This window comes from Jeongeupia chitinilytica (assembly GCF_014652315.1).
Lineage (GTDB): Bacteria > Pseudomonadota > Gammaproteobacteria > Burkholderiales > Chitinibacteraceae > Jeongeupia > Jeongeupia chitinilytica.
Genome location: NZ_BMYO01000009.1, coordinates 38,440 through 65,187, shown reverse-complemented (window position 1 = coordinate 65,187; position 26,748 = coordinate 38,440). Strand labels below are relative to the sequence as shown.

Here is a 26,748-nt window from a genome sequence, read left to right as displayed (position 1 = left end):
TGTCATCCGTGCTTGGTCGAATACGTGCTTTCCCTAATGTCTGCATTGGACGGCGCTGCCGCAAAAGCAGAAACCACCGGAGTGAGCCCGTGCACTACAAGTCCTTCGTTCTTGCCCTGACCCTGGCCGTTCCGGCCGCCTTTGCCGCGACGTCGCGTCCGTCCTTCGTCACCACCGAAATCTACAACTACAACCATCCGTATGCGGCGCAGGCCAGCGCCGAGCTGGCGACCAAGATGAGCAAGATGAACGGCAGCGCGTTCTACTTCTATCGCGGCACCAACCACATCTTCTTCAAGGACACGACGACGCTGCCGGCATCCAGCTACACCAGCAGCAAAACCGCCTTCACCTGGCTCGGCGGCGACACGCATCTGGCCAACGTCGGCGCGCAGCGCGACAGCAGCGGCAAGTCGGTCTTTTCCGTCAACGATTTCGACGAAGGCTATCTGGGCCAGTACGTGTGGGACCTGCGCCGGATGGCGACCAGCGTCGTGCTCGTCGGCCGCGAGAACGGCATTTCGGACAGCAACATCACCACGGCGATCAACACCCTCGTCGGTGCCTATGTCGACAAGCTGGCCGCATTCAAGGGCAACGACGACGAAAAGACCTTCCAGCTCGTCAGCGGCGGCACCAGCGGCTACGTGAAGACCAATATCGACGACGCCAACGGCAATACCCGCGCCGACCTGCTGTCGAAGTACACCAGCGTTTCGGGCAGCACGCGCACCTTCCAGAACAAGTCGGATCTGGTCGCCGTCGACAGCGGCACCTACAGCATGATCGCCGGCGCGGTACCGGCCTACATCGCGTCGATCGCCGCCGGCAAGCAGTACGCGGCCGGTTACTACACGGTGAAGGACATCCACCAGAAGCTCGGTTCGGGCACCGGCAGCCTCGGCCGTTTGCGCTACTACATCCTGATCGAAGGCCCGACCACCTCGACCAGCGACGACGTGATCCTCGAAGTGAAGCAGGAAGCGACCAGCGCGGTCGCCACGGTGCTGCCGGGCCAGCTGCCGTCGTCGGCGTACGCCGGCAACGAGGGCAACCGCGTCGCCCGGACCGCCAAGGCGCAGGTGCTGAACGCCGACGTGCTGGTCGGCTCGACGACGATCAACGGCCAGCCTTACTTCATCCGCGAGAAGTCGCCGTTCCAGGAGGATTTCGACACTACGCAGCTGTCGTCGAGCAGCAAGCTCAACACCGCCATGACCTATGTCGGCCAGGCGCTGGCGAGTGCGCATGCGCTGGCGGACAAGGACTACGACAGCACCGTGGTGCCGTACGGCATCGACGCCGAAATCAGCAACGCGATCACCAGCAAGAGCGGGCTGCAGGCCGAGATCGTGTCGTTCGCGTTCGGCTACGCCGATCAGGTCGCGCTGGACTGGGCATCGTTCAAGTCGGCCTACAGCGCCGGTACGCCGCTGTACTGATCCGCGTTTGACCGGCGCGGTGGCCTGGTACGCCGCGCCGGCTGTCACATTCGCCGTTTACGCTGCCGGTTTTGTCCCGCGGTGGCGCCGATGCTGTCGATCCTGCTGTCCTCGTTTTTCGAAGTGGCGCGCCAGGGCAGCGTCACCATCGCCGCCAAACGGCTGAACGTCAGCCAGCCGACGGTGACCAGCCGGATCCGCCAGCTGGAAGAGGCCTACGGTGTGGCGCTGTTCCACCGGCGCGGCAGCCGGCTGGATCTGACCGAGACCGGTGCCAGCCTGCTGCCGATGGCCGAAGGGCTGATGCGCCATCTTGGCGACGCGGATTTCGCGCTGCGCAACGCCGGGGATCTGCGCACCGGCCATTTGCGCGTCGGCGTTACCGGCCCGCACTACATCCTGTCGAGCATCGATGCCTTCGGCCGGGCGAATCCGCAGCTGCGCATCACGCTCGACGTCGGCAACTCGCAGCAGATCATCGACATGCTCGTCGACCACCGGCTCGACATCGCCGTGTCGTCGCACGCGATCGACGACGCGCGGCTGACCCGCGTGCTGCTGGCCCGTGATCCGCTGCTGCTGGTGGTGCACCGCAATCACCCGCTGGCACGCAGTGCCTCGGTCACGCTCGACGCGCTGCGTGCGGTGCGGCTGCTGCTGCGCGAGGAAGGCTCGATGACGCGCAAGGCGACCGAAGCGGCGCTGGCCACGGCCGGCATCGTGCCGGCACCGGCAATGGTGATCGGCAGCCGCGAGGCGATCATCGCGGCCATCCACCGGGAAATGGGCTGCAGCCTGCTGCCGCAGTCGGAGGTGCCGCAACACCCCGAGCTGCGGGCGATTCCCTTTGCCGCCGCCGCGCCGCAACTGTCCGAATACCTGTACCACCTGAAGGAGCGGGCCGGCTCCCGGCTGCTGCAGGCCTTCCTCGAACACGTGCATCCGGCCGGCGGCTGAGCCCGAGTTTTGCCAATACCGGCATCAGTCCATCTTCGGCGATGGCAATGATGCTGAAGTGCTGCCTCCCTAAGCTGGGGCGCAAGCGGAGTCGCTCGACTCCATCACTTGCGGACCGGTCTGCGGGCGCGTCGAAGGGAGCAGCACATGTTGTGGAAGAAACAGGTTCGTGCCGGGTGCGCGCTGGCGCTGGTGGCCGCGCTGGCGGCGTGTGGCGGCGGGGACGAGGGCCAGAACGGCGGGACGACGATGCCCGATGGTCGCCCGACACCGGCGCCGACGCCCGTCCCGACTCCGGCACCTTCGGTCGCGGCGCGGAAGGTGCTGCTGGTCGAGCTGGACGGGCTGACCTATCCGCAACTGAAGGACGGCATCGCACAGGGGCGCCTGCCCAACCTCGCCACGCTCAGGGCGCGGCCTGCCTACAGCGGCGGCGTGAACGGCACGCTGACGCAGCAGCCCACGCTCGATGCGCCGGGCTGGGCGACCCTGCTGACCGGCAGCTGGGCCAACCGCCATCAGGTCCGCTCGGATGCACCGGGGCAGGCGATGCAGGCCGACAGCGTCTTCAAGCTGCTGAAGGACGGCCGCAGCGCGAAAACGGCCGGCGTGACCGGATCACCGGCGCTGGCGCAGTTGCTGGCGCGCGAGCAGAACGCCGGCCGGCTGGACAGCCTCACCGATTGCGCCGGGGTAGACAGCTGTGTCGCCGACGGCGCCAGCGCCCGGATCCGCGACGGTTACGATCTGGTTTACGCGCAGTTCCATTCACCGGCCGATGCGGCTGCCAGCAGCGGCTTCCAGCAGGGCTACCGCAACGTGCTCGGCAATCTGGACGCGGCCGTCGGGCGCCTGCAGGCCGCGGTGGCGCAACGGACCGCGGCGAATCCGGGTGAAGACTGGCTGATCGTCGTCACCGCGGCGCACGGCTTGGCCAAAACCGGCAGCAGCGACGGCTTGCCGGTGCTCGACAACGCGCTGACCTTCATCGCGCTCAACCGCGACGGCAACGCGCTGCTCGGCAGCGACGATGCGGCGCCGGACAGTTTCGACGCGCTCTACGCCCGCGCCAGCCTGGCCGACATCACCCCGACGGTGCTGGCCTTTGCCGGCGCGCAGCCGGGGCTGGCCGGCCACGCCATCGACGGCGCCCCGCTGCTCGCCGATCCGGCGGTGGCGCAACTGCGCAGCAAGGCTGGCAGCGATCACGCGAGTGTGCAACTGAGCTGGCGCTCGTTTTCCGACGCCAGCCGCAGCATTGAAATCTGGCGCGACGGCCGGAAGCTGCAAACGCTGCCCGGCGATGCGACGGCCTACACCGACAGCAGCGTCGCGCAGGCGACGTCGGGGCTGTACCGCTTCAACTACACGGTGGTGGCGAACGGGATTCCGGTCTCCCTGCTGGCACAGCTCGATTATGTCAAACCGGTGGTGCTCGAACGCTCGCTCACCAACGGCCTGCTGTACTTCTACGGCTTCGACGGCGGCATCACCGATGCCCGCAACGGATCGGTGCTGCAGAACTGGGCCACCGGTGTCGACAGCGGCAGCCTCGTCGCCGATGCGTTCGGTGCCAAGGCACTCCGGGTCGACGGGACGATCGCCGATGCCGGTGGCAGTACCGGCTACAAGCTGGCGCAGAACGGTGCCGATTTCGCCGGGTTGCCGCAGTTCACCATCGGTTTCTGGCTGCGGACCGACTGCGTCATGGGCACCGGCAACGGCGCGGCCATCGTGTCCAACAAGAACTACGACAGCGGCTCGAATCCCGGCATTGCGCTGGGCATGTTCACCGGCTGCGAGGTGCGCTTCAACATCGGCAGCGGCGGCGTGCGCGACGAAATCGGCGGCTCCCGCTTCAGCGCCAACCAGTGGGTGTATCTGGCGCTGAGCGTCGATGCCGCCAACAGGAAAATGAGCGCCTATCTGTTCGACCCGGTCATCGGCGAGCAGAAGACCGAGAACAAGGCCATTGCCAATACCGACATCAGCAAGCTCAAGGGTCTGGGCGTACTGGGCCTGAACGAGGACGGCACCGGCCAGTACTACAAGCGGAACTGCGGCACGCCGAGCTGCGCCACCCCGCGCGGCCGGATGGAGTTCAACGACTTCGCGGTGTGGTCGCGCGTGCTGACGCTGACCGAATTGCGGTCGATCTACGCATCGAACCGCTCGCTGACCACGCTCAACCCCTAAGCGGAACACAAGATGACCCCCACGCCCTTTTTCCCGAGCGCGGGCCGCCTGCTGGCGGCAACCACCCTGAGCCTGTCGCTGGCCGCGTGCGGCGGCAATGACGACAGCGCAGGGGCCACGCCGTCCCCCGCACCGTCGCCGGCGCCGACGGCGGTGCCGATTCCGGTGACTCCGACGCCGGTGCCGCCGAATGCATCGCAGCCGCAGAAGCACTGCGCCCCCTGAACTTGCAGGGCAGGCGACCGTCCTGCCCGCCGCCATCCAAAGCAGACCATGACGACCTTCAATCGACGCAAATTCCTTCAGGCCGCGGCCATCGGTTCGACGATGGCGATGTTTCCGCCGGCGATCCGCCGGGCGCTGGCGATTCCCGCCAACAACGCTACCGGCACGATCAACGACGTCATGCACGTGGTGATCCTGACGCAGGAAAACCGCTCGTTCGACAATTACTTCGGCACCTTGCCGGGCGTGCGCGGCTTCGGCGACCGTTTCAGCATTCCCCTGGCCGGCGGCAAGTCGGTCTGGGAGCAGAGCAACGGCACGCGGGTGGTGATGCCGTATCACCTCGACAGCAGCAAGGGCAACGCGCAGCGCGTCAGCGGCACGCCGCATTCGTGGGGTGATGCCCACACGGCGTGGGACGACGGGCGCATGAACCAGTGGCCGCGTTACAAGACCAATGCGTCCATGGGGTATTACAAGGAGGCGGAACTGGGCTTCCAGTTTGCCCTCGCCAACGCGTTCACGCTGTGCGATGCCTACCATTGCAGCGTGCATGCCGGCACCAATCCGAACCGGCTCTTCCTCTGGACCGGTACCAACGGCCCGACCGGTGCCGGCGTGGCGGCAGTGGTGAACGAGTGGGACGATCTCGGCCCGTCGGGCACCGGCTACACCTGGACGACATACCCGGAGCGCCTGCAGCAGGCCGGCGTCCGCTGGAAGGTGTACCAGAACCTGCCGGAGAACTTCGGCGACAACCCGCTGGCGGGCTTCCGCCAGTACCGCAAGGCCAACGAGGCGATCGGCAACACGTCCGCCGGCAGCCCCTACATTCCGTATGCGGCGGGGCATGACGCGATCGATCCGCTCTACAAGGGTGTGGGCAACACGATGCCCGACGGCGGCTTTCTCGACAGCCTGCGTGCCGACGTCGCCGCCGGCAGGCTGCCGCAGGTGTCGTGGATCGTCGCACCGGCCACGTATTCCGAGCACCCCGGCCCGTCCAGCCCGATCCAGGGCGCGTGGTACATCCAGCAGGTGCTCGAGGCGCTGACGGCGAATCCGGAGGTGTGGAGCCGCACGGTGCTGCTGGTCAATTTCGACGAGAACGACGGCTTCTTCGACCACGTGCCGTCGCCGTCGGCGCCGTCGCTGAATCCGGACGGCAGCAGTGCAGGGCTGTCGACGGTCGACGACGCCTTCGAGCGTTATGTCCATCCGGTTGCGCCGGGCACGACGTCGCAACCGGCGCCGGACAAGCGCGTGTACGGCCCCGGGCCGCGGGTGCCGATGTACGTGATTTCGCCGTGGAGCCGCGGCGGCTGGGTGAACTCGCAGGTATTCGACCACACTTCGGTGATCCGCTTCCTCGAGCAGCGTTTCGGCGTGTTCGAGCCGAATATTTCCGCCTGGCGCCGCGCCGTGTGCGGCGATCTGACCTCGGCGTTCAACTTCGTCAATCCGAACACCGAAAAGCTGCCGGCCATGCCGGCACTGACCCGCAGCCAGGCGGACACGATCCGCGCCCAGCAGCAGGCACTGGCGCAGGTCGCCTTGCCGGCCGAAGCGCAGCAGCAACGTCCGGTGCAGCCACCGGGCGTGCGGCCGTCACGCGCGCTGCCGTACGAGCTGCATGTCAGCGCCCGTGCCGACACGGCGGTGGGCGGCGTGCGGCTGATCTTCAGCAATACCGGGACCGCCGGCGCGGTGTTCCATGTGTACGACCGGCTGCATCTGGACCGGATACCGCGTCGCTATACGGTGGAGGCGGGCAAACAGCTCGACGACCTGTGGGACACGCTGCGCAACGACGTCGGCAAGTACGACCTGTGGGTGCTCGGGCCGAACGGTTTTCACCGCGGTTTCCAGGGCGATACCGCTGCGGTTGCCGCCGGCGGCGCGAATCCGGAAATCCGGGTCTGTTACGAGGTGGCCGGCAACGCGGTGTACCTGACCATGCTGAACACCGGCACGGCCGCGTGCACGTTCACGGTCAAGCCCAATGCCTACCGGCAGGACGGCCCGTGGGTGTTCGAGGTGCCGGCCGGCATGCAGATCGAACAGCACTGGCAGCTGGCGTGGACGGGCGGCTGGTACGACTTCAGCGTCAGCGCGGCGGGCGGCTTCACCCGGCGCTTTGCCGGCCGGATTGAAACCGGCAGGCACAGCAACAGCGATCCGGCGATGGGCATGCCGGGCTGAGCGATGCACCCGGTCCGTCCACGGCGGACGGGCCGGGTGGACCGGTCAGTGCTTGCGTACGGTGTCGGCGTCCTGGCCGAAGAGGATCTTCTTCTCGGCTTCGTCCATCGGCTTGGGCGGGTTGATCGCCTCGGCCTTCGCGTAGGCGCGCTGCACTGCCGGGCGCGCGGCGATCGCGTCGAACCAGCGCTTCAGGTTCGGGAAGTTCGCCAGATCCTGCCCCTGGCGCTCGTACGGCACCACCCACGGGTAGGCAGCGATGTCGGCGATGCTGTACTCGTCGCCGGCCAGGTAGGCTGCCTCACCGAGGCGCTTGTCCATCACCGCGTACAGGCGGGCGGTTTCCTTCACGTAGCGTTCGATCGCGTACGGCAGCTTTTCCGGCGCGTACTGGCTGAAGTGGTGGTTCTGCCCGGCCATCGGGCCGAGGCCGCCCATCTGCCAGAACAGCCACTGCAGCGCGGCGTTGCGGCCGCGCAGGTCCTGCGGGATCAGCTTGCCGGTCTTGTCGGCCAGATACAGCAGGATCGCACCCGATTCGAACAGCGGCACCGGTGCGCCGCCGTCGACCGGATTCCGGTCGACGATGGCCGGAATGCGGTTGTTCGGGGCGATTTTCAGGAAGGCCGGGTCGAACTGCTCGCCCTTGCCGATGTTGACCGGGTGGATCGTGTAATCGAGGCCGGTCTCTTCGAGAAAAATGCTGACCTTGTGGCCGTTGGGCGTGGTCCAGTAGTACAGGTCGATCATGGTGCGCTCCTGCCGTCCCGCGCGGGACGGGCTGTTACACTGCAGTGGGGATGCCAACCGGATCGAGATGATGCCGTTTACGCTGGATAACAAGCTGGTCGTGGCAATTTCTTCGCGCGCGCTGTTCGACTTCGAGGAAGAGAACCGTGTATTCGAGTCGGGCGAGGCCGCGGCCTACATGGCATTGCAACTGGAGCGGCTGGAAACCGCCGCTGCAGCCGGCGTGGCGCTGCCGCTGGTGAAGAAATTGCTGGCGTTCAATGCCGACGGCGAGCACCGGGTCGAAGTGGTGATCCTGTCGCGCAACGATCCGGTCAGCGGGCTGCGGGTCTTCCACTCGGCCGGCGCGCACGGTCTCAAGCTCGAGCGCGGCGTGTTCACCCAGGGGCGGGAGCCTTACCGCTATCTCGGCCCGCTCAAGGCCAATCTGTTCCTGTCGGCCAATACCGACGACGTCCGCGCGGCGCTCGACGCCGGTTTTCCGGCTGCGCACGTTTATCCGGATTCGGTACGCGCGGCCGAACATCCCGACGAAATCCGCATCGCTTTCGACGGTGACGCGGTACTGTTCTCCGATGAAGCCGAACGTGTCTTCCAGGCCGACGGTCTGCCGGCATTCCATGCCCACGAAGCCGCCCTCTCGCGCGAGCCGCTGGCCGCCGGGCCGTTCAAGGCGTTCCTCGAGGCACTGCACCGGCTGCAGTCGGCCGAGTCGCCGATGAAGATCCGTACCGCGCTGGTCACCGCGCGCAGCGCACCGGCGCATGAGCGCGCGATCCGTACGCTGATGGACTGGCACATCCAGATCGACGAGGCGATGTTCCTTGGCGGGCTCGAGAAGGGGCCGTTTCTTGCCGCGCTCGGGCCGGACTTCTTCTTCGACGATCAGGCCGGCCACTGCCGCTCGGCCGCGCTGGCCGGGCCGACCGGACAGGTGCTCGTCGGCATCGCAAACGGCTAGCGCGTCGCCGGCAACGGACATTCGTTGCAGCACCGCATCGGCGGCGTATCAGGTCGAGGGTGCGCGGAAGGCCGGCGGCAAAGGTCCGTCGGTGCGGGATGTGTTTACCCGCGAACCGGGAAGCATCTTCATGGGCAGCAACGGCGATATCGCGGTCGACCACTTCCACCAATTACTGCGCCGGCTACGAAGGGATGGCCTCTTCTGGTCCCGCGATCCGATCGCGCGCCATGGCGAAACCTTGCCGTAGATCAGCGTAATTGCTCCGCTTACACAAAGTCTTTGCCCGGATTGCTGGGGTTTTATGTGATTGACTTACAGCTGTGATAAATTGTCCGAATCCCCTGTTTTTGCACGACAAAAATCACATGCTTCTGAGTCAAAACGGCCGGATCCGGTCACGTGCCGAGGCCGGCTTTACCCTGATCGAACTGATGATCACGATCGCGATCATCGGCATTCTCGCCAGCATCGCACTGCCCGCTTACTCAAACTATGTGAAGCGCGCCAAGGCCAAGACGGCCGGTGCAGATCTGGTGAGCCTGTCGCTGGGTTTGGAAAACTACTACCAGAAACAGCTTGGGTATCCGCCCGCGTCATCGAACACAACGACGACGGCCGGTACGCAGAGCCTGATTACCACCTGGAGTCCGGCTCAAGGCGCGGACTTCGATTACAAGTACACCTTTACTGCGGCCTCCGGCTCGACCAAGGCGTATTACACGCTTGCCGCGACGGGTAAAGGCGGCATGAACGGCTGCAGCCTCTCGTTCAAAAGCGACAACACCCGAAGCGTAAGTGGTGGCTCGGCCTGTGGCGCTCTCTCCGCATGGTAAGGCAGTGCGGCTTCACGCTCATCGAACTGATCATCACCATCGCCATTCTTGCGCTGCTGCTGGCGGTCGGGGTCCCGTTCACCCAGCGCTGGGGCCAGAGTGCGCGCGTCCAGCAGGTCGAAAGCACCCTGAAGCAGGGTTTCGCCCACGCCAAGGCCATTGCCTTGCGCAACCCGAACGGCGTCAAGGACGGGACGGCGACTGCCGCCGTGCTGACGCTCACCGGTGACAGCTTTTTCGTCTGCGAAGGCGCGCCGTCGAGCTGCGGTGCCAGCAACGCGGTCTGGCAGGCGAGCAAATCAGCAAACACATCGATCACGATCGGTGCGAACACCGCATGGTCGCTTGGCCTGACCGCACAGGGGCTGGCGGCTTCGTCAAACTACACGGTGAGTGACGGCAATGAATCGGCAACCGGCAATCTGCACTGAACGTGCCCATCCGAACCGCCAGGGTGGCGAGGCGCTGCTGGAAGCGCTGATCGGCATCCTCCTGATGGCAGCCATCGGGCTGGGGCTGACCTACGCGGCCTCGCGCGCGGCGGTCGGGCAACGCCTGACGAATACCCAGAACATGGCGGTGTCGGACATTCGCGAGAAACTGGCCACGACCGGCGTCGACGCCCTGTGCGGCACCAGCCCCAGCATTGCCGTCGGGAGCAATGCGCTGCCGTCCACGGTCAACTGCAGCAAGGCTGCGGTGACCGTGAGCGCGCCGGGCGTGAGTTCGGTCACGCTGAGTGCCAACAGCGTCCTGACCGGCGTATCGGTCTCGATCGATTCGGGAACGGCCTCGCAGGAACTGCTGGGCGGCAACGGCCAGATCGTCATCAGCACGACCCCGGTGCCGGCATCATGATGCCGGCCATGCGCCCCCAGCGCGGGATCTCGATCATCAGCATGATGGTCGGCCTGACGATCTCCATGATCATCGTGCTGGCGATGATGTCGCTGTACAAAACCACCCTGAAGACCACGGTCACCGGCAAGATCGGCGCCGCGCAGGACGGCAACCGGACCACCGGCTTCCTGTCGGCCCAGTCCTCGCTGCAAGGTGCCGGCTATGGCATCGATCCGGTCGATCTGAGCAAGGATCTGATGCTCTACGACAGCGTCGCCGACAGCAGCAGCACCCCGCCGACGGCCAAGACACTGTCGACGACGGCTTCGACCGGCAACGCACTGTTCTGGCGCATGAATGACGGCGCAATGAGCTGTGCGCTGCTGTATGCGCCGAGCGGTGGCGGGCTGAAGTATTTCACCGCGAGCGGCGCCAACTGCAACAGCGCTTCCACTGCGTGGAGCACCTTCACGCTCAATTCGGGTGATGCCTGGCTGATCCCGCCGAACCTGCCTTCGGGTGCCACGGCGCCCGACGGCGTGCTTGCCAACGTGGTGAGCATCAGCGTCAGCAAGACGGGCGCTGCCGGCTGCACGCCCTTCGGCATCCAGGCGCCCACGCCGACACCGGCGACGGCCGACCCCAATCCGGTCCGGCTGACCGTCCAGCTGTCGATGCAAAGCAGCAATGCAACGACGGCGGGCACCGACTTCAAGATGAACAGCACCACCTGCCTCGCCAACATCCACCTGGCCTCGTGAGCTTCGCCATGACCTCCATGCTTCGAACCCGACCCGCATCGCAACGTGGTATCGCGACGATCCTGATCCTGCTGCTGACCGGCCTGTCGCTGACGGCTGCGGTACTGGGGACGGTGTACTACGTGCGCGGCACCCAGGAGCAGGGAGTCTCAGCGCATGCAATGACGCAGGCGCAAGTGAAGGCCTGGACCGGTGTGGAGGTGGTCAAGACGTATCTGACCAATCTCGATGCTGCCGGAATCAAGACGCTGGCCGCCGCGACGACGTCAACGCCGATTGCATTGACGCTGAGCGGGGTGGATGGCGTGAGCGCCAAGGTGGTCAGCTCCGATAGCGCGACCAATCCGACACGTTTGACGGTGCAGGTGACCGGCTCTACAGCGACAGGAACGCGCGCAGCGTCTACATCGACGGTACAGGTGGTTTATGCTGTCGTTCCCGGTACTACAGGTGGCCCGGCTAACAATCCTAATACAGTAAATATTAAAGGAGATACCACCACCGGTGGAGCAATTAGTGCAACCGGAAGTAATGCAATATTTAACGTCGATGGAAATTTCACCTCTAATGGGAGTATGACTGGATTCAAGGTTATTTTTGCAACTGGTAATCTTAATCTCAATGCGGCAGGAAATTCGGCGGAAACAGTTTCTGCGCAAGGTAATGTCAATATTACAAATAGCGGCTCGTATAATAAAGTTCTGGCTATGGGTGATATTGTTGCTTCGGGAAAGATTAGTGTTTCTGTCCTGATGCAGTCAAATAAGTCGGTCACGATTAGTAATTCTTCGGATATTCAGCGGATTGATGCGATTGGTAATGTTACGCTTTCGAGCCAAGCCAACGTTGTCACAGTACGCAGCCAAGGGAGCGTTGATGGTCGAGGCGGCAATATTGGCGATTTGCTTGCGGAAGGCGGGTATCAGGGAAGTTGGAGCGGTAGTGCGACAGGTAGCGTTGGCGGAACCGTCTCTAACGGTGGTAACACTACCTTAAAGGTTACGCAGCAGGCAGGGCTCAAGGTGCCGGTTGCACCGTTGACGCTAGACAGCTTGCAGGCCAACAAGGTAGACGCAAATGAATTGCGGGATTCGGCAAACTATATTTTTGAGCCAGATGCCAGCAATGCAATGACGGTGACTGTGAAAAGCGTTTCCGGCATAACCGACGGGAAGTACTATCTTTATCAGGGAAAGATAAATAATCAGCCTTTCTATGACTGGCTGTGCACGGTGGCTCAGCCGTCAAAAGCGGCCGATTGCGTGGTCAAAATAGGGCGCGGTAATTCGGACTACAACTCGCTGGTTTCATACAATGCGACGCAGAAGAAATGGACACTGACGACATCGGTTTCCGGAGCGGCATTGCCGCCGGGTATTGCTTGGTTCAAGGGCGACGTAAGTTTTGCTGGCGGGACATACATCAATACAATGATCGCGACCGGTAATATGAGTACGGGCGGTAACCTGTTTGTGTATGGAGTCAATGCCGCCAGTTTCAGCGACGTATGCAATAACGGCAATTTCCCGGGGCTGAAGCCCGCCAATTTCTGTGCAGCTGGTGCCAGCAAGCTGACGTCGGTACCGCTGGGCAATATTGGCCTGCTTGCCGGCAGTTACGAGGCGGGTTACAGCGATGCGGCTCACTTCTCGGGTGGAACCATCGCACTGGGTGCTGGTAACGAAATCCATGGGAACATCGTGGCAGGCGACGTGCTGCAAACGAGCGGCAGTACCACAATCTACGGTTATGTAACTACGGCGCATCAAAGTAACGATGCCTCGCACCAGAACAAGTTCTCTGCATCGACGACGATCCGCCTTGATGGTCTGCCCGACAGCTTCAACCCCGGACTGACTCCGCCTGGAGCGGGCGGGAGTACGGGTACTGGCGGCAGTACTTCAACCCAGGCGCGCGTGTTGTGGAGCAGGTATTTGTAGTTTCCGTCTTGGGACGGCGCAGACTCGGTGGGAGAATGGCGGTTTGGCCTGATCCGATACTCGCATGTCTACCGCTGACCACGTCCTTCGCAACTTCGTCGTCCACCAACTGATCAAGGCACCGCAAGGGCCGGCGTCGATGCTGCTGCGCGACGCCGAAATTCCGGTTTCGCCTGCCGCGCTGCAACTGGTCGACCAGCTGGTCGACCGCTACAGCGAGCGCAGCGGCAAGGGCTTCGGCCGTTTCGAGGATGACGAGGACAGCTTTCCGATGCCGCGGCTGCTGCGCCAGCACGTGGTCGACGGCGCGATCGATTTCCTCACGCTGTCCAGACTGATGATGCAGCAGCTGCTGGCCAGCATCGAAGCCGAGCCGCTCGCCGCCGGCGGCTATGTGCTGATTGCCCGCGTCGAGCACGCCGACAACGACTACCTGTTCGTCGCGCTCGCCAGCGAAGCGCTGGGCACCGCGATCGGCGACGGACTCTCGATCGTCGACAGCCCCTATCTCGATCTGGCCAACCTGCGCGTCGCCGGCCGTATCGATCTGTCGGCATGGCAGCGCGGCGTCGAGCGCTGCATCAGCTTCCTCAAGGGACGTGGCGATGTCGCCAACTACTTCAAGCGCTTCCTCGGCTGCAACGACGTCGTCATTGCCCTGAAGGAAACCCAGAAACTGGTGCAGGGGCTGGCGGAGTTTGCCGAGCGCCAGGCGATGCCGACCGAAACCCGCGATGCGCTGTTCGAGCGCGCGCACGGCTATCTGGACGAGCGGGGCGATGCGGGCGAGCCGGTCAGCCTCGACACGCTGGTCGAACAGGCGTGGCCCGATGCGCCGGGCCTGCTGCGCGAGGCGCTGAACGATGACGAGAGCAGGATCGCCAGGGATTTCGTCCCCGACCGCCGCGCGATCCGGCCGCTGACGCACTTCAAGGCCGCCGCCGACCACTGGAAGATCGAATTCGACCGCAACAGCCTGCGCAGCGGGCAGGTGATCTACGACCGCGACAACGGCACGCTGATCCTGACCGAGATCCCCGAAGGGCTGCGACGGGCGCTGCTGGGCGATCGTGAATGAAACGGCGTTCGCTGCGCAGCTGGCCGCCTGGTTGCGCGCCGATGCGCAACGCCTTGCAGCGCTGCAAGCCGCGGCCAGCCTGAATCTGCCGGACTGGTGTCTGGCCGCCGGCTTCGTGCGCAATCTGGTCTGGGACCGGTTGCACGATCATCCGGTGGCGACACCGCTGGCCGATATCGATCTGATCTACTGGAATCCGGACTGCCTCGATCCCGACACCGACGCGGTGCTGGAACAACGGCTTCGGCGGATGTTGCCGCTGCCGTGGTCGGTGAAGAACCAGGCGCGCATGCACGTACGCAACGGCGATGCGCCGTACCAGAGCAGCTGCGACGCCATGTCGTACTGGGTCGAGCGCGAGACTGCGGTCGGCGCATGGCTGCGGCCGGATGGCGAACTGCGATTGCTTGCTCCGTTCGGGCTGGCACCGCTGCAGAACCTGAACATCACCTTGAATGCCAAGCGCCCGAAGCCGGAGGCGTTCGCTGCGCGGATCGCGACCAAACGCTGGCTGGCCATCTGGCCGCGCCTGCGCGTCGTCGGTCCGGACGATGTCGCGCAGGTACCGAAGACTTAAGCCGGACGGGCCTTGTGGAAGGTGATCGGCGACACCGGCACGCTCGACGGCGGTGCCGACTTGAAGATGTGCGGTTTCATCTTGCCGATCACGTGCATCTCGCACGGCTTGCAGTCGAACTTCAGCGTATAGGTCTCGCTGCCGGACTTCAGCGTCATCGGTTCGGCGCGGATCTGGCCCTTCACGCCGATCACGCCCTTGGCCTGCTTCGGACACAGGTTGTACGAAAAGCGCAGGCAGTGCTTGGTGATCATCACGCTGACTTCGCCCGGTTCCTCGTGCGCCTCGTACGCGGCAGCGATCAGCTGCACGCCGTGCTTGGTGTAGAAGGTCCGCGCCGCGTCGTTGTACACGTTGGCCAGATAACTGAGCGACGTTTCCGGATAGGCGACCGGCGGTTCGACCGGCGTCTTGCGCTCGGGGCGGGCCCACGCAGCCACGCGCGCGGCTTCGAGCTGTTCGATCGCGTCGCGTCGCAGCGCGTTGATCACCGAGTTCGGTACGAACCATGGCTGGGCCAGCCGCAGCGATACGTCGTGTGCGCTGAACATCGTATTGCCGAGCTTGGCGAGGCTGTCCTTCAGGCCCGCTTCGGCCCGGGCGGCATCCTTGGCCGGCTCGAGCGCCAGGGAGGTACAGGCGTTGGCGCTGATGCCGTCCTCGTCGGTCACCGTCAGCGCCAAGCCGTCGGCGGTATCGGCCAGATCCAGCCATGCGCCGATACGGCGATCCGACGACTTCTGCGCCAGCGCCTTTTCCCAGCCGTGGTCGCGGTTGCGGTGAATGCGGCTGCCGGCCTTCAGGCCCTTGAGACTGGCCATCGCTTCGTTCGGGAACACGCGCCAGATTGTGCCGCCGTCTTCGCCGGCGCCGATCTTCTCGACGGTGTTCGCCTGTACGCCGAACACCTCGCGTTTCTGCATGTAGTTGAGGCCGTCGCCGTTCGATAGCGGCGCATTGGCTTCGAGCTCGAACCAGTTCGGTCCTATCTTGCAGACCGTGCCGAGTTCGACGCCGACGTATTTCGGCGAGTCGAACGCGCCGATATCGCCGTCTTCACGGCCGTTGACGAAGTAGTCGGTGTGGCCGCGATGGAAGTTCTTGTCGACATCGGGTGCGAAGTACAGCTCGGTGCTGCCGCTGGACGCGCGGATCAGCTCGGGCCGGCGTTCGAGGATCTCGTCGAGCAGTACGCGGTAGTGGCCGGTGATGTTCTTCACATAGCCCATGTCCTTGTAGCGCCCTTCGATCTTGAAGCTGCGCACGCCAGCGTCGATCAGCGCTTCGAGGTTGGCGCTCTGGTCGTTGTCCTTCATCGACAGCAGGTGCTTGTCGAACGCGACGACGCGCCCGGCGCTGTCGGTCAGCGTGTACGGCAGCCGGCAGGCCTGCGAGCAGTCGCCACGGTTGGCGCTGCGGCCGGTATCGGCGTGGCTGATGTTGCACTGGCCCGAATAGGCGACGCACAGCGCGCCGTGGATGAAGAACTCGATCGTCGTATCCAGCGGCAGATTGTCGCGGACCCTGGCGATCTGCTGCAGCGTCAGCTCGCGTGCGAGCACCACCTGCGAGAAACCGGCGTCGGCGAGGAAGCGCGCCTTTTCCGGCGTGCGGATGTCGCACTGCGTGCTGGCGTGGATCTGGATCGGCGGCAGGTCGAGTTCGAGCAGGCCCATGTCCTGAACGATCAGTGCATCGACGCCGGCGTCGTACAGCTGGTGCACCAGCTTGCGCGCCGGCTCCAGCTCGGCGTCGTGCAGGATGGTGTTGAGCGTGACGAAGATCCGGCTGTGATAGCGGTGCGCGAAATCGACCAGTCCGGCAATCTCGCTGACGTCGTTGCAGGCATTGTGCCGTGCGCCGAAGCCCGGCCCGCCGATATACACCGCATCCGCCCCGTGCAGGATCGCCTCGCGACCGATTTCGGCGGTCTTGGCGGGAGCAAGGAGTTCGAGGTGATTCAGCGGCAGGCTCATGATCGGCGGTTCGGTAAAGCGGGAAAGGGCGGAAGTATAGCGGAATCAATGACTTGCTGTATCGCGGCCGCAGCCCGGATCAGACGGACTGCGTTTCGTGAATGCGCCAGGCGTGGCTGTAAACCGTCAGCCGCGCATCCCGGGCAAAGCCGATCAGCGCGATGCCGGCGGCGTCGGCCATGTCGATCGCCAGTTTCGTCGGTCCGGAGATCGCTGCGATCACCGGGATGCCGGCGGCGGCGGCCTTGTGGACGATTTCGTACGAGGCGCGCGAGGTGACCAGCAGCGCGCCATCGTTGCCGTGCCGTTGCATGTGCAGCGCGCCGACGAGCTTGTCGACGGCGTTGTGGCGGCCGATGTCTTCGCGCACCAGCAAGGGCCCGGTACCGAGCCAGCCGGCGGCGTGGACCGAGCCGGTTGCCCGGTTAAGCGGCTGTGCGGCCGTCATCGCGGTCAGTCCGGCGAGCAGCGCATCGGCGCTGGTCGTGTAGTCGTTGTGGACCCGGGCAATCGGCCGCAGCGCGCTTTGCAGATGCTCGGCGCCGCACAGGCCGCAGCCGCTGCGGCCGGTCAGCTGGCGGCGCTGCGTCTTCAGTCGTTGCCATGGGTGCTGCGCCAGCGTGATCCGTGCCTCGATGCCGGCGTGGACGTCGGCGAGTTCGACGTCGACAATGTCGGCGTAGCGGTCGGCGATGCCCTCGGTCAGCGTGAAGCCGATCGCCAGTTCTTCCAGATCGCAAGGGCTGGCCATCATCACCGCGTGCGAGACGCCGTTGTAGACCAGTGCAACCGGCACTTCGTCGGCGACGGTTTCGTCGCAGGCGCCCATCGTGCCGTCGGCCCAGCGAACGGCAGTGTGGCTTGCTGTACCGTTCATCGCGCTACCAGATAAACCGGGATCGCCTTGCTCGCCGGCGTGCGTGCGCCATCGGCGTGGTGTTCGAGCGGGACCAGCGGGTTGGTTTCGGGGAAATAGGCGGCGAGGCTGCCCTGCGGGATGTCGTAGGCCTGCACGCGGAAATCCTCGATACGGCGTTCGCCGTCGAACCAGACCGACACTATGTCGACGCGTGATCCGTCGGCGAGGCCGCGCTCGGCGAGGTCATCCGGGTGGGCGAACAGCACCCGGCGCTCGTCATGGATACCGCGATAGCGGTCGTTGCGGGCGTAGATCGTCGTGTTGTACTGGTCGTGGCTGCGCACGGTCATCAGTGTCAGCAGTGGCGCCGGGGAGAGCGCCTGCAGCTGTGCCAGCAGGTCGGTGCCGGCGGCGTGATTGATGAAGCGCGCCTTGCCGCAGTCGGTGCGCCATTCGCGTCGGCGCGCGCTGTTGCCGAAGTAGAAACCACCGGGCTGGCGCACGCGGGTGTTGAAGTCGTCGAAGCCGGTGACGACCTTTGCGATCAGGTCGCGGATTTGGTCGTAATCGCCGGCGAGCGCGGCGAAATCGACCGGGCTGTGCTTCAGCGTCGCCAGTGCGATGCCGGCGACGATCTGCGGTTCGGATCGCAGCAGCAGTGACGCAGGCTCCTTCACACCGCGCGTCAGGTGCACCATGCTCATCGAATCCTCGACCGAAATCTGCTGTGCAGCACCGTTCTGCACGTCAAACTCGGTGCGGCCCAGGCACGGCAGGATCAGCGCATCGCGGCCGGTGATCAGGTGGGAGCGGTTCAGCGTGGTGCTGATGTGCACGGTCAGTGCCTGCGTGCGCAAGGCCGCGTGGGTGCGCTCGGTATCCGGTGTCGCGGCGGCGAAGTTGCCGCCGAGCGCGATGAATACCTTCGCGCGTCCGGCTTCCATTGCGGCGATGCTCTCGACCACGCTGTTGCCGTGCTTCGTTGGCGGGGCGAAGCCGCAGGCGTCGCCGAGTCGCTGCAAAAAGGTCGCGGTCGGGCGCTCGTTGATGCCCATGGTCCGGTCGCCCTGTACGTTCGAGTGGCCGCGCACCGGGCAGGCGCCGGTGCCGGGCTTGCCGATGTTGCCGCGCACCAGTAGCGCGTTGCACAGCGTCTGGATCGTCGCGACCGCATGCTTGTGCTGGGTGATGCCCATGCCCCAGGTGAACATGATCGCCTTGCTGGTGGTGTAGAGCGCGCCGATCTCGTCGAGCTCGGCGCGGCTCAGCCCGCTGGCGTCGACGAGCTCGTCCCAGCCGGTCGCGGCGACGTCGGCTGCGACCGCGGCAAAGCCGTCGGTGTGTGCGGCGATGAAGTCGTGGTCCTCGGCACCGTGTTCGAGCGTGTACTTGATCAGCGCCCTGGCGATCGCCATGTCGCCGCCGATGCGCGGCTGGTAGTAATGGCTGGCCAGATCGCTGGCGCGGTTGGTCAGCATCTCGGCCGGACTTTGCGGGTCCTGGAAGCGCAGCAGCCCGCGCTCGCGCAACGGGTTGAAGACCACGATCTTGCAGCCGCGATGCGCTGCCTCGCGCAGTTCGCCCAGCATGCGCGGATGATTGGTCCCCGGGTTCTGGCCGAAGATGAAGATCGCCTCGGCCCTCGAGAAATCTTCGAGCGTCACCGTGCCCTTGCCGGTGCCGAGGCTCTCGAGCAGCGCCTGGCCGCTCGGCTCGTGGCACATGTTCGAGCAGTCGGGCAGGTTGTTGGTCCCGTACAGCCGGACGAACAGCTGATAGAGGAAGGCCGTTTCGTTGCCGGTGCGGCCCGACGTATAGAAGTGTGCTTCGTCCGGCGCGATCGCGTTCAGGTGCGAGGCGATCAGCGCGAAGGCGTCGTCCCAGTCGATCGGGACGTAACGGTCGCTGCTGCTGTCGTAGCGCATCGGTTCGGTCAGCCGGCCCTGCTGCTCGAGCGTGTAGTCGTCCCAGGTTTCGAGTTCGCTCACGGTATGCGCGGCAAAGAACCCGGGCGTCACGCGTTTGCCGGTGATTTCGTGGGTGATCGCCTTGGCGCCGTTCTCGCAGAACTGTACCGCCGCGCTCGGTTTGTCCGGCCATGCGCAGCCGGGACAGTCGAAGCCCTGCGGCTGGTTGGCGCGGATCAAGGCCTTGAGCGTCGTGCCGGTGTTGCCCGGCTCGATCCGCTGCAAGGTCGCCTTGAGCGCACCCCAGCCGCCAGCCGGGGGAGTATTGTCTTTTGAAGTAGTCACGACCGTGGCCCGATGACGCGTTGATTGAGTTTCGCGTTGCGGCTATCGCTTGGCAAGTCGTGATCGGTGCCGGGGCGTGACCTACCTGCCGGACGAACAAAACGGGCCCGCAGGCCCGTTTTGTTCGTCGATGATGATCGTTTACGCCTTGTGATACACCTCGGCGCCGGTCTTCACGAACTCGATCGACTTCACTTCCATCCCCTTGGCCAGCGCTTCGGCCTCGGCGATACCCTGCTTCTCGGCGAAGTCGCGTACGTCCTGGGTGATCTTCATCGAGCAGAAGTGCGGGCCGCACATCGAGCAGAAGTGCGCGACCTTGGCGCCCTGCTGCGGCAGCGTTTCGTCGTGGAACTCACGCGCGCGATCCGGGTCGAGGCCGAGGTTGAACTGGTCTTCCCAGCGGAACTCGAACCGTGCCTTCGACAGCGCGTTGTCGCGGATCTGCGCGCCCGGGTGGCCCTTGGCGAGGTCGGCGGCGTGGGCGGCGAGCTTGTAGGTGATGATGCCTTCCTTGACGTCATCCTTGTTCGGCAGGCCGAGGTGCTCCTTCGGCGTGACGTAGCAGAGCATCGCGGTGCCGTACCAGCCGATCTGCGCGGCGCCGATCGCCGAGGTGATGTGGTCGTAGCCGGGGGCGATGTCGGTGGTCAGGGGGCCGAGCGTGTAGAACGGCGCTTCGTCGCACCACTCGAGCTGCAGGTCCATGTTTTCCTTGATCAGCTGCATCGGCACGTGGCCGGGGCCTTCGATCATCACCTGCACGTCGTGCTTCCAGGCGATCTGCGTCAGCTCACCCAGCGTCTTCAGCTCGCCGAGCTGGGCTTCGTCGTTGGCGTCCCAGACCGAGCCAGGGCGCAGGCCGTCGCCGAGACTGAACGACACGTCGTAGGCCTTCATGATTTCGCAGATGTCCTCGAAATGCGTGTAGAGGAAATTCTCCTTGTGGTGCGCCAGACACCACTTGGCCATGATCGAACCGCCGCGCGAGACGATGCCGGTCATCCGGTTGGCGGTCATGGGCACGTAGCGCAGCAGCACGCCGGCGTGGATCGTGAAATAGTCGACGCCCTGTTCAGCCTGCTCGATCAAGGTGTCGCGGAACAGCTCCCACGTCAGGTCCTCGGCCTTGCCGTTGACCTTCTCCAGCGCCTGATAGATCGGCACGGTGCCGATCGGTACCGGGCTATTGCGCAGGATCCATTCGCGCGTTTCATGGATGTTCTTGCCGGTGCTCAGGTCCATGATGGTGTCGGCGCCCCAGCGGATGCCCCAAGTCATCTTGTCGACTTCCTCGTTGATCGACGAGGTGACGGCGCTGTTGCCGATATTGCCGTTGATCTTCACCAGGAAGTTGCGGCCGATGATCATCGGCTCGACTTCCGGGTGGTTGATGTTGGCGGGAATGATGGCGCGGCCGCGGGCGACTTCGTCGCGGACGAATTCGGGGGTGATCGTGGCCGGGATGCTGGCGCCGAAGCTCTGGCCCGGGTGCTGGCGCAGCATCATCGCCGCCATCTTCTCGCCCTTGGGCCCCAATGCCTTGAGGCTGGCGATGTACTCCTCGCGCCGGAGGTTTTCGCGGATGGCCACGTATTCCATTTCCGGCGTGACGATGCCGCGACGTGCGTAGTGCATCTGGCTGACGTTACCACCGGCGCGGGCCTTGCGCGGCTGGCGGGTGAGTTCGAAGCGCAGCGGGTCCAGGCTGGTGTCCGCCTCGCGCATCCGGCCGTATTCACTGGTCATGCCGTCCAGCAGCTCGGTATCGTTGCGCTCTGTGATCCAGGCCGCGCGCAGCGGCGCCAGCCCTTTACGTACATCGATGGACGCTTGCGGGTCGGTGTAAGGGCCGGAGCAGTCGTAGACGTAGATCGGTGGGTTCTGCTCGCCGCCGAAGCTGGTCGGTGTATCGGTCTGGGTGATCTCGCGCATCGGCACGCGGATGTCGGCGCGCGAGCCTTCGACGTAGACCTTGCGCGAGTTCGGCAAAGGCTGGATTGCCGCGCTGTCGACGTGGGCGTCGCTGGCGAGGAATTCGACGGACTTGTTCATGGATTTGCCTCCTGCAAAGACGTAGAGGCGCAGGAGAACGGACAGACGGACGGCACGATTGCGCCGACCGATTCGCTTCCCTACGCCGGTGTGAACCGGATCAGGTGCTGAGGGACTCTCTCATTCGCCCATGTTGGATGGACGAAACCCCTAGCGAACTACGGCTGTGACCGTACCGAGATTGTGGGATAATTACAAGTTATTCAGAAAACTTGGACCGCCCGTATCGGGCCCGACTTGAGGTGAAGCAAACATGGATTGGGAACGCGCCCGCTACTTTCTCGTAGAACAACAGATCCGCCCGTGGCACGTGCTCGACCAGAAGGTGCTCGGCCGTGTGCTGGCGGTCAAGCGCGAGGACTTCGTCCCGCAGGACAAGCGCGCACTGGCCTTCGTCGATACCGAACTGCCGCTGCCCTGTGGCGGCCAGATGCTTGCGCCGAAGATCGAGGCGCGTTTCGCCCAGGAAGCCCTGCTGGAACCGACCGACAAGGTGCTGGTGATCGGTGCCGCGAGCGGCGCCTATCTGATCGGCCTTATCGCCGGCCTGTGCGAGCAGGTGTACGGTATCGACGATACGGCAGAGAAGGTCGCGTTTGCGCAGGCGGGTGTGCAGCGTGCGGGGATCAAGAACGTTCGGATCGAGCAGGCGAGCGATTTGCTCAACTACGCCGCGCAGGCGCCGTACGATGCGGTCATCGTCTGTGGCTCGTTCGCTGCCTTCCCCGAGTCGCTGAAAGCACTGCTCGCTCACGGTGGCCGTTTGATCAGTGTGATCGGCCAGTTGCCGATCATGGATGCGGTCCGCGCGAGTGCCGGCGCCGAGACCTCGCTGTTCGAGTACAACCTGCCGCGCTTGCAGCAAACGGCGGAGCTGCAGAGCTTCGTGCTCTGACGCGAACTGCGATGCCGAGTTTTGCCCCTGCACGCATCAGCGTCGGGCTGGTCGTATACCGAACTCCCGTTGACGCGCTGCTCCCGCTGTTTGATCTGCTCGTCGCCACCCCACAAGTCGGGCCGGTGCTGGTCTTCGATAATGGTAATGACGCCGGGTTGCGCCTTGCCGTCGAGCGGCGCGGCTGGCGCTACCTGAGCGAAGGCCGGAATATCGGCTTCGGGTCGGGGCATAACCGCCTCGTGGCGGCATTGGGGGAGTCTGGCTGCGAATTTCATCTGCTGGTCAATCCGGACATCGAGTGGCACCAGAATCCGTTCCCGGCGCTATTGGCGTTTCTGGACGCCCAGCCTCGCGTGGCTGCGGTGATGCCTGATGTGATCAATGCCGCTGGTCAGCGACAATACCTTGCGAAAGCGCAGCCAACACCGGGGCTTTTGCTCGGCCGACGTTTCCTGCCCCGGCGATGGCTGCAAGCAGCCGTCGCACGATATGAACTGCAGGACTGGGACTTCGCTGCGCCCCGTTGTGTACCTGTGATATCGGGTTGTTTCATGCTGTTAAGAGGCACGGCATTTGCCGACGTCGGCGGGTTCGATGAGCGTTATTTCCTCTATCTGGAGGACTATGATCTGTGCCGGCGTTTGCAGGCTCAAAGCAATGAGGTCGCAATCGTACCCGCTGCTCGGGTGATTCACGGGCATCAGCGGGCATCCTATCGATGGGGGTGGCCATTGATCTGGCATTTGCGTTCCGCAATTCGCTATTTTTGGGGTTGGTAACTCAGGTTTTACCCGGCCAGAAAGTATCTGTGCCGTTTTTATCCTGTTCCAACTGATCCAGGTAAATTCTAGTGTCGCTTCTTTATCTGTTTGTTTCGCTGTCGGTGAGTTTTATCGTCTGCTTGTTGCTGGTTCGGTATGCAAGCACGCACAGCCATTTGACCGGTGATAACGATCTGAATAGCGCACAGAAATTTCATGATTTACCGGTGCCTCGGGTAGGGGGGGTCGCGTTGATTATGGGGCTGTTGACAGCCCTCCCACTCATCAACGTAATAGAGGGAGAACGCACGGGGCAATTGACTAGCTACGCAGTGCTGGCTTTGTTGCCGATATTTCTCGGTGGCTTGCTTGAAGACGTGTTGAAAATCGGGTTGATCAAAACTCGGCTTTTCGCCATGGTTGTAGGGGTCGGTTTGATGATCTGGCTGCTCGATTGGCGGGTGCTACGGGTTGACGTGAGATGGCTGGATTCATTTCTGCAATGGCACTGGTTGTCGGTCACCTTAACGTTGTTTGCGGTGACCGGTGTCATCAACGCGGTTAATTTGATCGATGGTTACAATGGTCTGGCCAGTGCCGTTGGTATGATCATACTCGCCTCTCTGGCCTATGTCGGGCTGAAAGTAGGTGATCGGCAGGTCATGGTTCTGGCCATTACCTTGCTTGGCGCATGTGCAGGATTCATGTTCTGGAACTGGCCTCGCGGATTGATTTTTCTTGGAGACAGTGGTGCTTATACCATCGGGTTTTGTATCGCGTCGTTGGCGATTGCGCTGGTCATGCGCAATCCGCAGGTTTCAGCTTGGTATGCGCTGGTGCTGATGCTTTATCCAATTGTTGAAACGGTTTTCACGATCAATCGTCGCTTGCGCCGTAAAGATGACCCAAGCCTGCCGGATGCTGCGCATCTGCATCAGTTGATTTACAAGCGAATGATGCGCTGGGCGGTCGGCAGCGTTGATATCGGCGACCGGAAAATGCGCAACTCTATGACGTCGCCGTATCTGTGGTTGTTTTCGTCGCTCTCAGTTATTCCTGCCAGTATCTGGTGGCATGATGCATTTCTGCTTCAAGTGATTGCTATGATGTTTGTTCTTGGCTATTTATGGTTGTATCGGAGCATTACCCGTTTTCGTACACCAAAATGGCTAATCGTGCGTAGATCAATAAAGCGTTAGGCTTGGGAAATGATACTTGTAACTGGCGGAGCCGGCTTTATTGGTGGCAATTTCGTTATTGATTGGCTTGCGCAGTCGGTAGAGCCACTCATCAATCTGGATAAGCTGACCTACGCTGGTAACTTAAATACGCTAAAGCTGCTGGAAGGGGACGCACGACACCACTTTGTGCATGGCGATATCAGCGACCGTGGATTGCTTGGAAGGTTGTTGGCCGAGCACAGGCCACGCGCTGTGATCAATTTTGCTGCCGAATCCCACGTCGATCGCTCAATCCATGGCCCGGATGACTTCATCCAGACCAACGTCGTCGGCACCTTCAATCTGCTCGAGGCGGTACGCGCTTACTGGCAGAATTTGCCGGCCGACGACAAAGCCGCGTTCCGCCTCCTGCATGTGTCGACCGACGAGGTCTACGGCACGCTCGCGGCCGACGATGCGCCGTTTGCCGAAATCCATGCTTACGCACCGAATAGCCCGTATTCAGCGTCGAAGGCGGCGTCCGACCATCTGGTTCGTGCCTGGCACCACACCTACGGCTTGCCGGTGTTGACGACTAATTGTTCGAACAACTACGGCCCTTACCACTTCCCGGAAAAATTGATTCCGCTGGTGATTCTCAATGCGCTCGCCGGCAAACCGCTACCGATCTATGGCGATGGCCAACAGATCCGCGACTGGCTGTATGTAAAGGACCACTGCAGTGCCATTCGCCGGGTGCTCGAGGCGGGCCAGTTGGGCGAGACGTATAACGTCGGCGGCTGGAATGAAAAAGCCAATCTCGAAGTCGTCCACACGATCTGCGCCTTGCTCGACGAGCTGCAACCACGCGCCGATGGTCTGTCGTACGCTGAGCAGATCACCTTCGTGCAGGATCGGCTTGGCCATGATCGTCGTTATGCGATCGATGCGCGCAAGCTCGAACGCGAGCTGGGCTGGAAGCCGACCGAGACGTTCGAAACTGGCGTTCGCAAGACGGTCGAGTGGTATCTGGGCAATAGTGGCTGGATCGCAAACGTGACCTCGGGCGCGTATCGCGATTGGGTGCAACAGCAGTACGGAGTGTGAGATGACGCTGCCTGTGATTCTGTTGACCGGCAAGAACGGCCAGGTCGGTTTCGAGCTGCAACGCAGCTTAGCGATCCTCGGCCAAGTCGTTGCCGTCGATCGTGCCGATTGTGACCTCAGCAACGCTGCGGCGGTGGCTGCGCTGCTTGAACGGGTTTGTCCCGACATTATCGTCAACCCCGCCGCGCATACCGCGGTCGACCAAGCCGAAACCGAGGCGGATTTGGCGCAGACGATCAATACCGCCGCGCCGGCGGCCATGGCGCAGTGGGCCAAGGCCCACCAGGCCTTGCTGCTGCATTTCTCAACCGACTACGTGTTCGATGGACGCAAGGAAGGTTGGTATGGCGAAGACGACGCGCCGAATCCGCAGTCGGTTTATGGCAAAACCAAGCTGGCTGGCGAGGCGGCGATCCGCGCCAGCGGCTGCCGCCACCTGATCTTGCGCACCAGCTGGGTTTTCGGCGCGCACGGCGGCAACTTTCTCAAGAGCATGCTGAAATTGATGGCCGAGCGCGATTCTCTGCGGGTCATTGCCGATCAGATCGGCAGCCCGACCAGCGCCGCCTTGCTGGCCGACGTTAGTGCGCAGTTGCTGGCGCAATACTGGCGCGCACCGCAACGCGCCGACTTTGCCTATGGCACGTACCATACCGTCGCGGCCGGTGAAACCAGTTGGCATGGCTATGCACAGGAAATCAATTGCCAAGCGGGCGACATGGGCTGGGTGTTCAAGCTGAACGCCGATGCCATCGTCGCGATTCCCGCCAGCGACTACCCGCTACCGGCGCCTCGACCCACCAACTCGCGCTTGGCTACGGCCAAGTTGCAAACGGCCTTCGGACTGACGCTGCCCGACTGGCGGCAAGGCCTGCGTCAGACACTGACGCTGCTCAAGGCTTAACGAGTAACCAT

24 protein-coding genes and 1 riboswitch are annotated in these 26,748 nt (G+C 63.6%); of the genes, 19 read left to right on the top strand and 5 right to left on the bottom strand.

From position 1 onward, the window contains the following. The first annotated feature begins 89 nt into the window (after nucleotides 1-89). The 5 genes from IE097_RS15970 (at nucleotide 90) to IE097_RS15950 (ending at nucleotide 7,022) form a co-directional block, all read left to right on the top strand. Entirely contained in the window at nucleotides 90-1,442 is a 1,353-nt protein-coding gene (locus IE097_RS15970; RefSeq protein ID WP_189461858.1) for a DUF2252 domain-containing protein, read from the top strand. A gap of 90 nt (nucleotides 1,443-1,532) precedes the next feature. After that, complete coding sequence (locus IE097_RS15965) at nucleotides 1,533-2,399, top strand: LysR substrate-binding domain-containing protein (RefSeq protein ID WP_189461857.1); 867 nt, start codon at nucleotides 1,533-1,535, stop codon at nucleotides 2,397-2,399. Nucleotides 2,400-2,546: 147 nt separating this feature from the next. After that, nucleotides 2,547-4,595, top strand: a complete 2,049-nt coding sequence (locus tag IE097_RS15960; RefSeq protein ID WP_189461856.1) for an alkaline phosphatase family protein — start codon at nucleotides 2,547-2,549, stop codon at nucleotides 4,593-4,595. Between the two features lie 12 nt (nucleotides 4,596-4,607). After that, the gene (locus IE097_RS15955; protein ID WP_189461855.1) at nucleotides 4,608-4,820 is read left to right on the top strand and encodes a hypothetical protein; all 213 of its coding nucleotides are present in this window, start codon (nucleotides 4,608-4,610) and stop codon (nucleotides 4,818-4,820) included. 48 nt (nucleotides 4,821-4,868) lie between these two features. Next, a complete protein-coding gene (locus tag IE097_RS15950; protein ID WP_189461854.1) occupies nucleotides 4,869-7,022 on the top strand; it encodes a phosphocholine-specific phospholipase C in 2,154 nt (717 codons plus the stop codon). Between the two features lie 45 nt (nucleotides 7,023-7,067). Here IE097_RS15950 and IE097_RS15945 read toward each other — a convergent pair whose 3' ends face one another. Beyond that, on the bottom strand, nucleotides 7,068-7,772 hold the full coding sequence (locus IE097_RS15945) for a glutathione binding-like protein (protein ID WP_189461853.1): 705 nt from the start codon (nucleotides 7,770-7,772) through the stop codon (nucleotides 7,068-7,070). Between the two features lie 70 nt (nucleotides 7,773-7,842). Here IE097_RS15945 and IE097_RS15940 point away from each other — a divergent pair, with 70 nt between their 5' ends. From IE097_RS15940 to IE097_RS15900, 9 genes are all read left to right on the top strand, one after another. Beyond that, nucleotides 7,843-8,733: a 5'-nucleotidase gene (locus IE097_RS15940; protein WP_189462007.1), complete on the top strand. Its 891-nt coding sequence runs from the start codon at nucleotides 7,843-7,845 to the stop codon at nucleotides 8,731-8,733. Further along, nucleotides 8,624-8,983, top strand: coding sequence for a family 1 glycosylhydrolase (locus tag IE097_RS19550; protein WP_308429727.1), 360 nt, complete (start codon nucleotides 8,624-8,626; stop codon nucleotides 8,981-8,983). Before IE097_RS15940 ends, IE097_RS19550 begins: the two co-directional genes overlap by 110 nt. 118 nt (nucleotides 8,984-9,101) lie before the next feature. Beyond that, a complete protein-coding gene (locus IE097_RS15930) occupies nucleotides 9,102-9,569 on the top strand; it encodes a type IV pilin protein (RefSeq protein ID WP_189461852.1) in 468 nt (155 codons plus the stop codon). Beyond that, nucleotides 9,563-10,000, top strand: coding sequence for a pilus assembly FimT family protein (locus tag IE097_RS15925; RefSeq protein ID WP_189461851.1), 438 nt, complete (start codon nucleotides 9,563-9,565; stop codon nucleotides 9,998-10,000). The genes IE097_RS15930 and IE097_RS15925 overlap by 7 nt, the downstream gene beginning before the upstream one ends. Continuing rightward, nucleotides 9,972-10,427: a hypothetical protein gene (locus tag IE097_RS15920; protein ID WP_189461850.1), complete on the top strand. Its 456-nt coding sequence runs from the start codon at nucleotides 9,972-9,974 to the stop codon at nucleotides 10,425-10,427. Before IE097_RS15925 ends, IE097_RS15920 begins: the two co-directional genes overlap by 29 nt. Nucleotides 10,428-10,435: 8 nt before the next feature. Next, complete coding sequence (locus IE097_RS15915) at nucleotides 10,436-11,170, top strand: PilW family protein (RefSeq protein ID WP_189461849.1); 735 nt, start codon at nucleotides 10,436-10,438, stop codon at nucleotides 11,168-11,170. Nucleotides 11,171-11,178: 8 nt separating this feature from the next. Then, the gene (locus IE097_RS15910) at nucleotides 11,179-13,110 is read left to right on the top strand and encodes a hypothetical protein (RefSeq protein WP_189461848.1); all 1,932 of its coding nucleotides are present in this window, start codon (nucleotides 11,179-11,181) and stop codon (nucleotides 13,108-13,110) included. A gap of 64 nt (nucleotides 13,111-13,174) precedes the next feature. Then, nucleotides 13,175-14,188, top strand: a complete 1,014-nt coding sequence (locus IE097_RS15905) for a nucleoid-associated protein (RefSeq protein ID WP_189461847.1) — start codon at nucleotides 13,175-13,177, stop codon at nucleotides 14,186-14,188. Beyond that, a complete protein-coding gene (locus IE097_RS15900; RefSeq protein WP_189461846.1) occupies nucleotides 14,181-14,765 on the top strand; it encodes a nucleotidyltransferase family protein in 585 nt (194 codons plus the stop codon). Before IE097_RS15905 ends, IE097_RS15900 begins: the two co-directional genes overlap by 8 nt. Here IE097_RS15900 and IE097_RS15895 read toward each other — a convergent pair. The 4 genes from IE097_RS15895 to thiC form a co-directional block, all read right to left on the bottom strand. Then, nucleotides 14,762-16,741: a peptidase U32 family protein gene (locus tag IE097_RS15895; protein ID WP_189461845.1), complete on the bottom strand. Its 1,980-nt coding sequence runs from the start codon at nucleotides 16,739-16,741 to the stop codon at nucleotides 14,762-14,764. The genes IE097_RS15900 and IE097_RS15895 overlap by 4 nt on opposite strands. A gap of 79 nt (nucleotides 16,742-16,820) precedes the next feature. After that, nucleotides 16,821-17,618 carry a formate dehydrogenase accessory sulfurtransferase FdhD gene (fdhD, locus tag IE097_RS15890; protein WP_189461844.1) on the bottom strand — a complete coding sequence of 266 codons (798 nt, stop codon included), beginning with the start codon at nucleotides 17,616-17,618 and terminating at the stop codon, nucleotides 16,821-16,823. Next, nucleotides 17,615-19,852, bottom strand: coding sequence for an FdhF/YdeP family oxidoreductase (locus tag IE097_RS15885; RefSeq protein ID WP_189461843.1), 2,238 nt, complete (start codon nucleotides 19,850-19,852; stop codon nucleotides 17,615-17,617). The genes fdhD and IE097_RS15885 overlap by 4 nt, the downstream gene beginning before the upstream one ends. 141 nt (nucleotides 19,853-19,993) lie before the next feature. Beyond that, complete coding sequence (gene thiC / locus IE097_RS15880) at nucleotides 19,994-21,907, bottom strand: phosphomethylpyrimidine synthase ThiC (RefSeq protein ID WP_189461842.1); 1,914 nt, start codon at nucleotides 21,905-21,907, stop codon at nucleotides 19,994-19,996. 60 nt (nucleotides 21,908-21,967) lie between these two features. After that, a riboswitch (TPP riboswitch) is annotated at nucleotides 21,968-22,069 on the bottom strand. Between the two features lie 91 nt (nucleotides 22,070-22,160). On the opposite strand from thiC, the gene IE097_RS15875 reads away from it, so the two are divergent. The 5 genes from IE097_RS15875 to rfbD all read left to right on the top strand — a co-directional run bounded on the left by IE097_RS15875 (nucleotide 22,161) and on the right by rfbD (nucleotide 26,737). Then, a complete protein-coding gene (locus IE097_RS15875) occupies nucleotides 22,161-22,802 on the top strand; it encodes a protein-L-isoaspartate O-methyltransferase family protein (protein WP_189461841.1) in 642 nt (213 codons plus the stop codon). Nucleotides 22,803-22,813: 11 nt separating this feature from the next. After that, nucleotides 22,814-23,584 (top strand): glycosyltransferase, encoded by a 771-nt coding sequence (locus IE097_RS15870; RefSeq protein WP_189461840.1) that lies wholly within the window; start codon nucleotides 22,814-22,816, stop codon nucleotides 23,582-23,584. Nucleotides 23,585-23,655: 71 nt separating this feature from the next. Next, complete coding sequence (locus IE097_RS15865) at nucleotides 23,656-24,765, top strand: glycosyltransferase family 4 protein (protein WP_189461839.1); 1,110 nt, start codon at nucleotides 23,656-23,658, stop codon at nucleotides 24,763-24,765. Between the two features lie 9 nt (nucleotides 24,766-24,774). Beyond that, a complete protein-coding gene (rfbB, locus tag IE097_RS15860) occupies nucleotides 24,775-25,833 on the top strand; it encodes a dTDP-glucose 4,6-dehydratase (RefSeq protein ID WP_189461838.1) in 1,059 nt (352 codons plus the stop codon). Nucleotide 25,834: 1 nt separating this feature from the next. Further along, a complete protein-coding gene (gene rfbD / locus IE097_RS15855) occupies nucleotides 25,835-26,737 on the top strand; it encodes a dTDP-4-dehydrorhamnose reductase (protein WP_189461837.1) in 903 nt (300 codons plus the stop codon). The last annotated feature ends 11 nt before the right edge of the window (nucleotides 26,738-26,748 follow it).

Excerpts from the sequence above, each read along its gene's own strand:
- thiC (WP_189461842.1), bottom strand. The coding sequence starts at position 21,907 with ATGAACAAGTCCGTCGAATTCCTCGCCAGCGACGCCCACGTCGACAGC.
- IE097_RS15895 (WP_189461845.1), bottom strand. The coding sequence starts at position 16,741 with ATGAGCCTGCCGCTGAATCACCTCGAACTCCTTGCTCCCGCCAAGACC.
- IE097_RS15960 (WP_189461856.1), top strand. The coding sequence starts at position 2,547 with ATGTTGTGGAAGAAACAGGTTCGTGCCGGGTGCGCGCTGGCGCTGGTG.
- IE097_RS15965 (WP_189461857.1), top strand. The coding sequence starts at position 1,533 with ATGCTGTCGATCCTGCTGTCCTCGTTTTTCGAAGTGGCGCGCCAGGGC.
- IE097_RS15930 (WP_189461852.1), top strand. The coding sequence starts at position 9,102 with ATGCTTCTGAGTCAAAACGGCCGGATCCGGTCACGTGCCGAGGCCGGC.
- IE097_RS15875 (WP_189461841.1), top strand. The coding sequence starts at position 22,161 with ATGGATTGGGAACGCGCCCGCTACTTTCTCGTAGAACAACAGATCCGC.
- IE097_RS15870 (WP_189461840.1), top strand. The coding sequence starts at position 22,814 with ATGCCGAGTTTTGCCCCTGCACGCATCAGCGTCGGGCTGGTCGTATAC.
- rfbB (WP_189461838.1), top strand. The coding sequence starts at position 24,775 with ATGATACTTGTAACTGGCGGAGCCGGCTTTATTGGTGGCAATTTCGTT.
- IE097_RS15925 (WP_189461851.1), top strand. The coding sequence starts at position 9,563 with ATGGTAAGGCAGTGCGGCTTCACGCTCATCGAACTGATCATCACCATC.
- IE097_RS15950 (WP_189461854.1), top strand. The coding sequence starts at position 4,869 with ATGACGACCTTCAATCGACGCAAATTCCTTCAGGCCGCGGCCATCGGT.
- IE097_RS15915 (WP_189461849.1), top strand. The coding sequence starts at position 10,436 with ATGCGCCCCCAGCGCGGGATCTCGATCATCAGCATGATGGTCGGCCTG.
- IE097_RS15955 (WP_189461855.1), top strand. The coding sequence starts at position 4,608 with ATGACCCCCACGCCCTTTTTCCCGAGCGCGGGCCGCCTGCTGGCGGCA.
- rfbD (WP_189461837.1), top strand. The coding sequence starts at position 25,835 with ATGACGCTGCCTGTGATTCTGTTGACCGGCAAGAACGGCCAGGTCGGT.
- IE097_RS15945 (WP_189461853.1), bottom strand. The coding sequence starts at position 7,772 with ATGATCGACCTGTACTACTGGACCACGCCCAACGGCCACAAGGTCAGC.
- IE097_RS15905 (WP_189461847.1), top strand. The coding sequence starts at position 13,175 with ATGTCTACCGCTGACCACGTCCTTCGCAACTTCGTCGTCCACCAACTG.
- IE097_RS15940 (WP_189462007.1), top strand. The coding sequence starts at position 7,843 with ATGCCGTTTACGCTGGATAACAAGCTGGTCGTGGCAATTTCTTCGCGC.
- fdhD (WP_189461844.1), bottom strand. The coding sequence starts at position 17,618 with ATGAACGGTACAGCAAGCCACACTGCCGTTCGCTGGGCCGACGGCACG.
- IE097_RS15910 (WP_189461848.1), top strand. The coding sequence starts at position 11,179 with ATGACCTCCATGCTTCGAACCCGACCCGCATCGCAACGTGGTATCGCG.
- IE097_RS15920 (WP_189461850.1), top strand. The coding sequence starts at position 9,972 with ATGAATCGGCAACCGGCAATCTGCACTGAACGTGCCCATCCGAACCGC.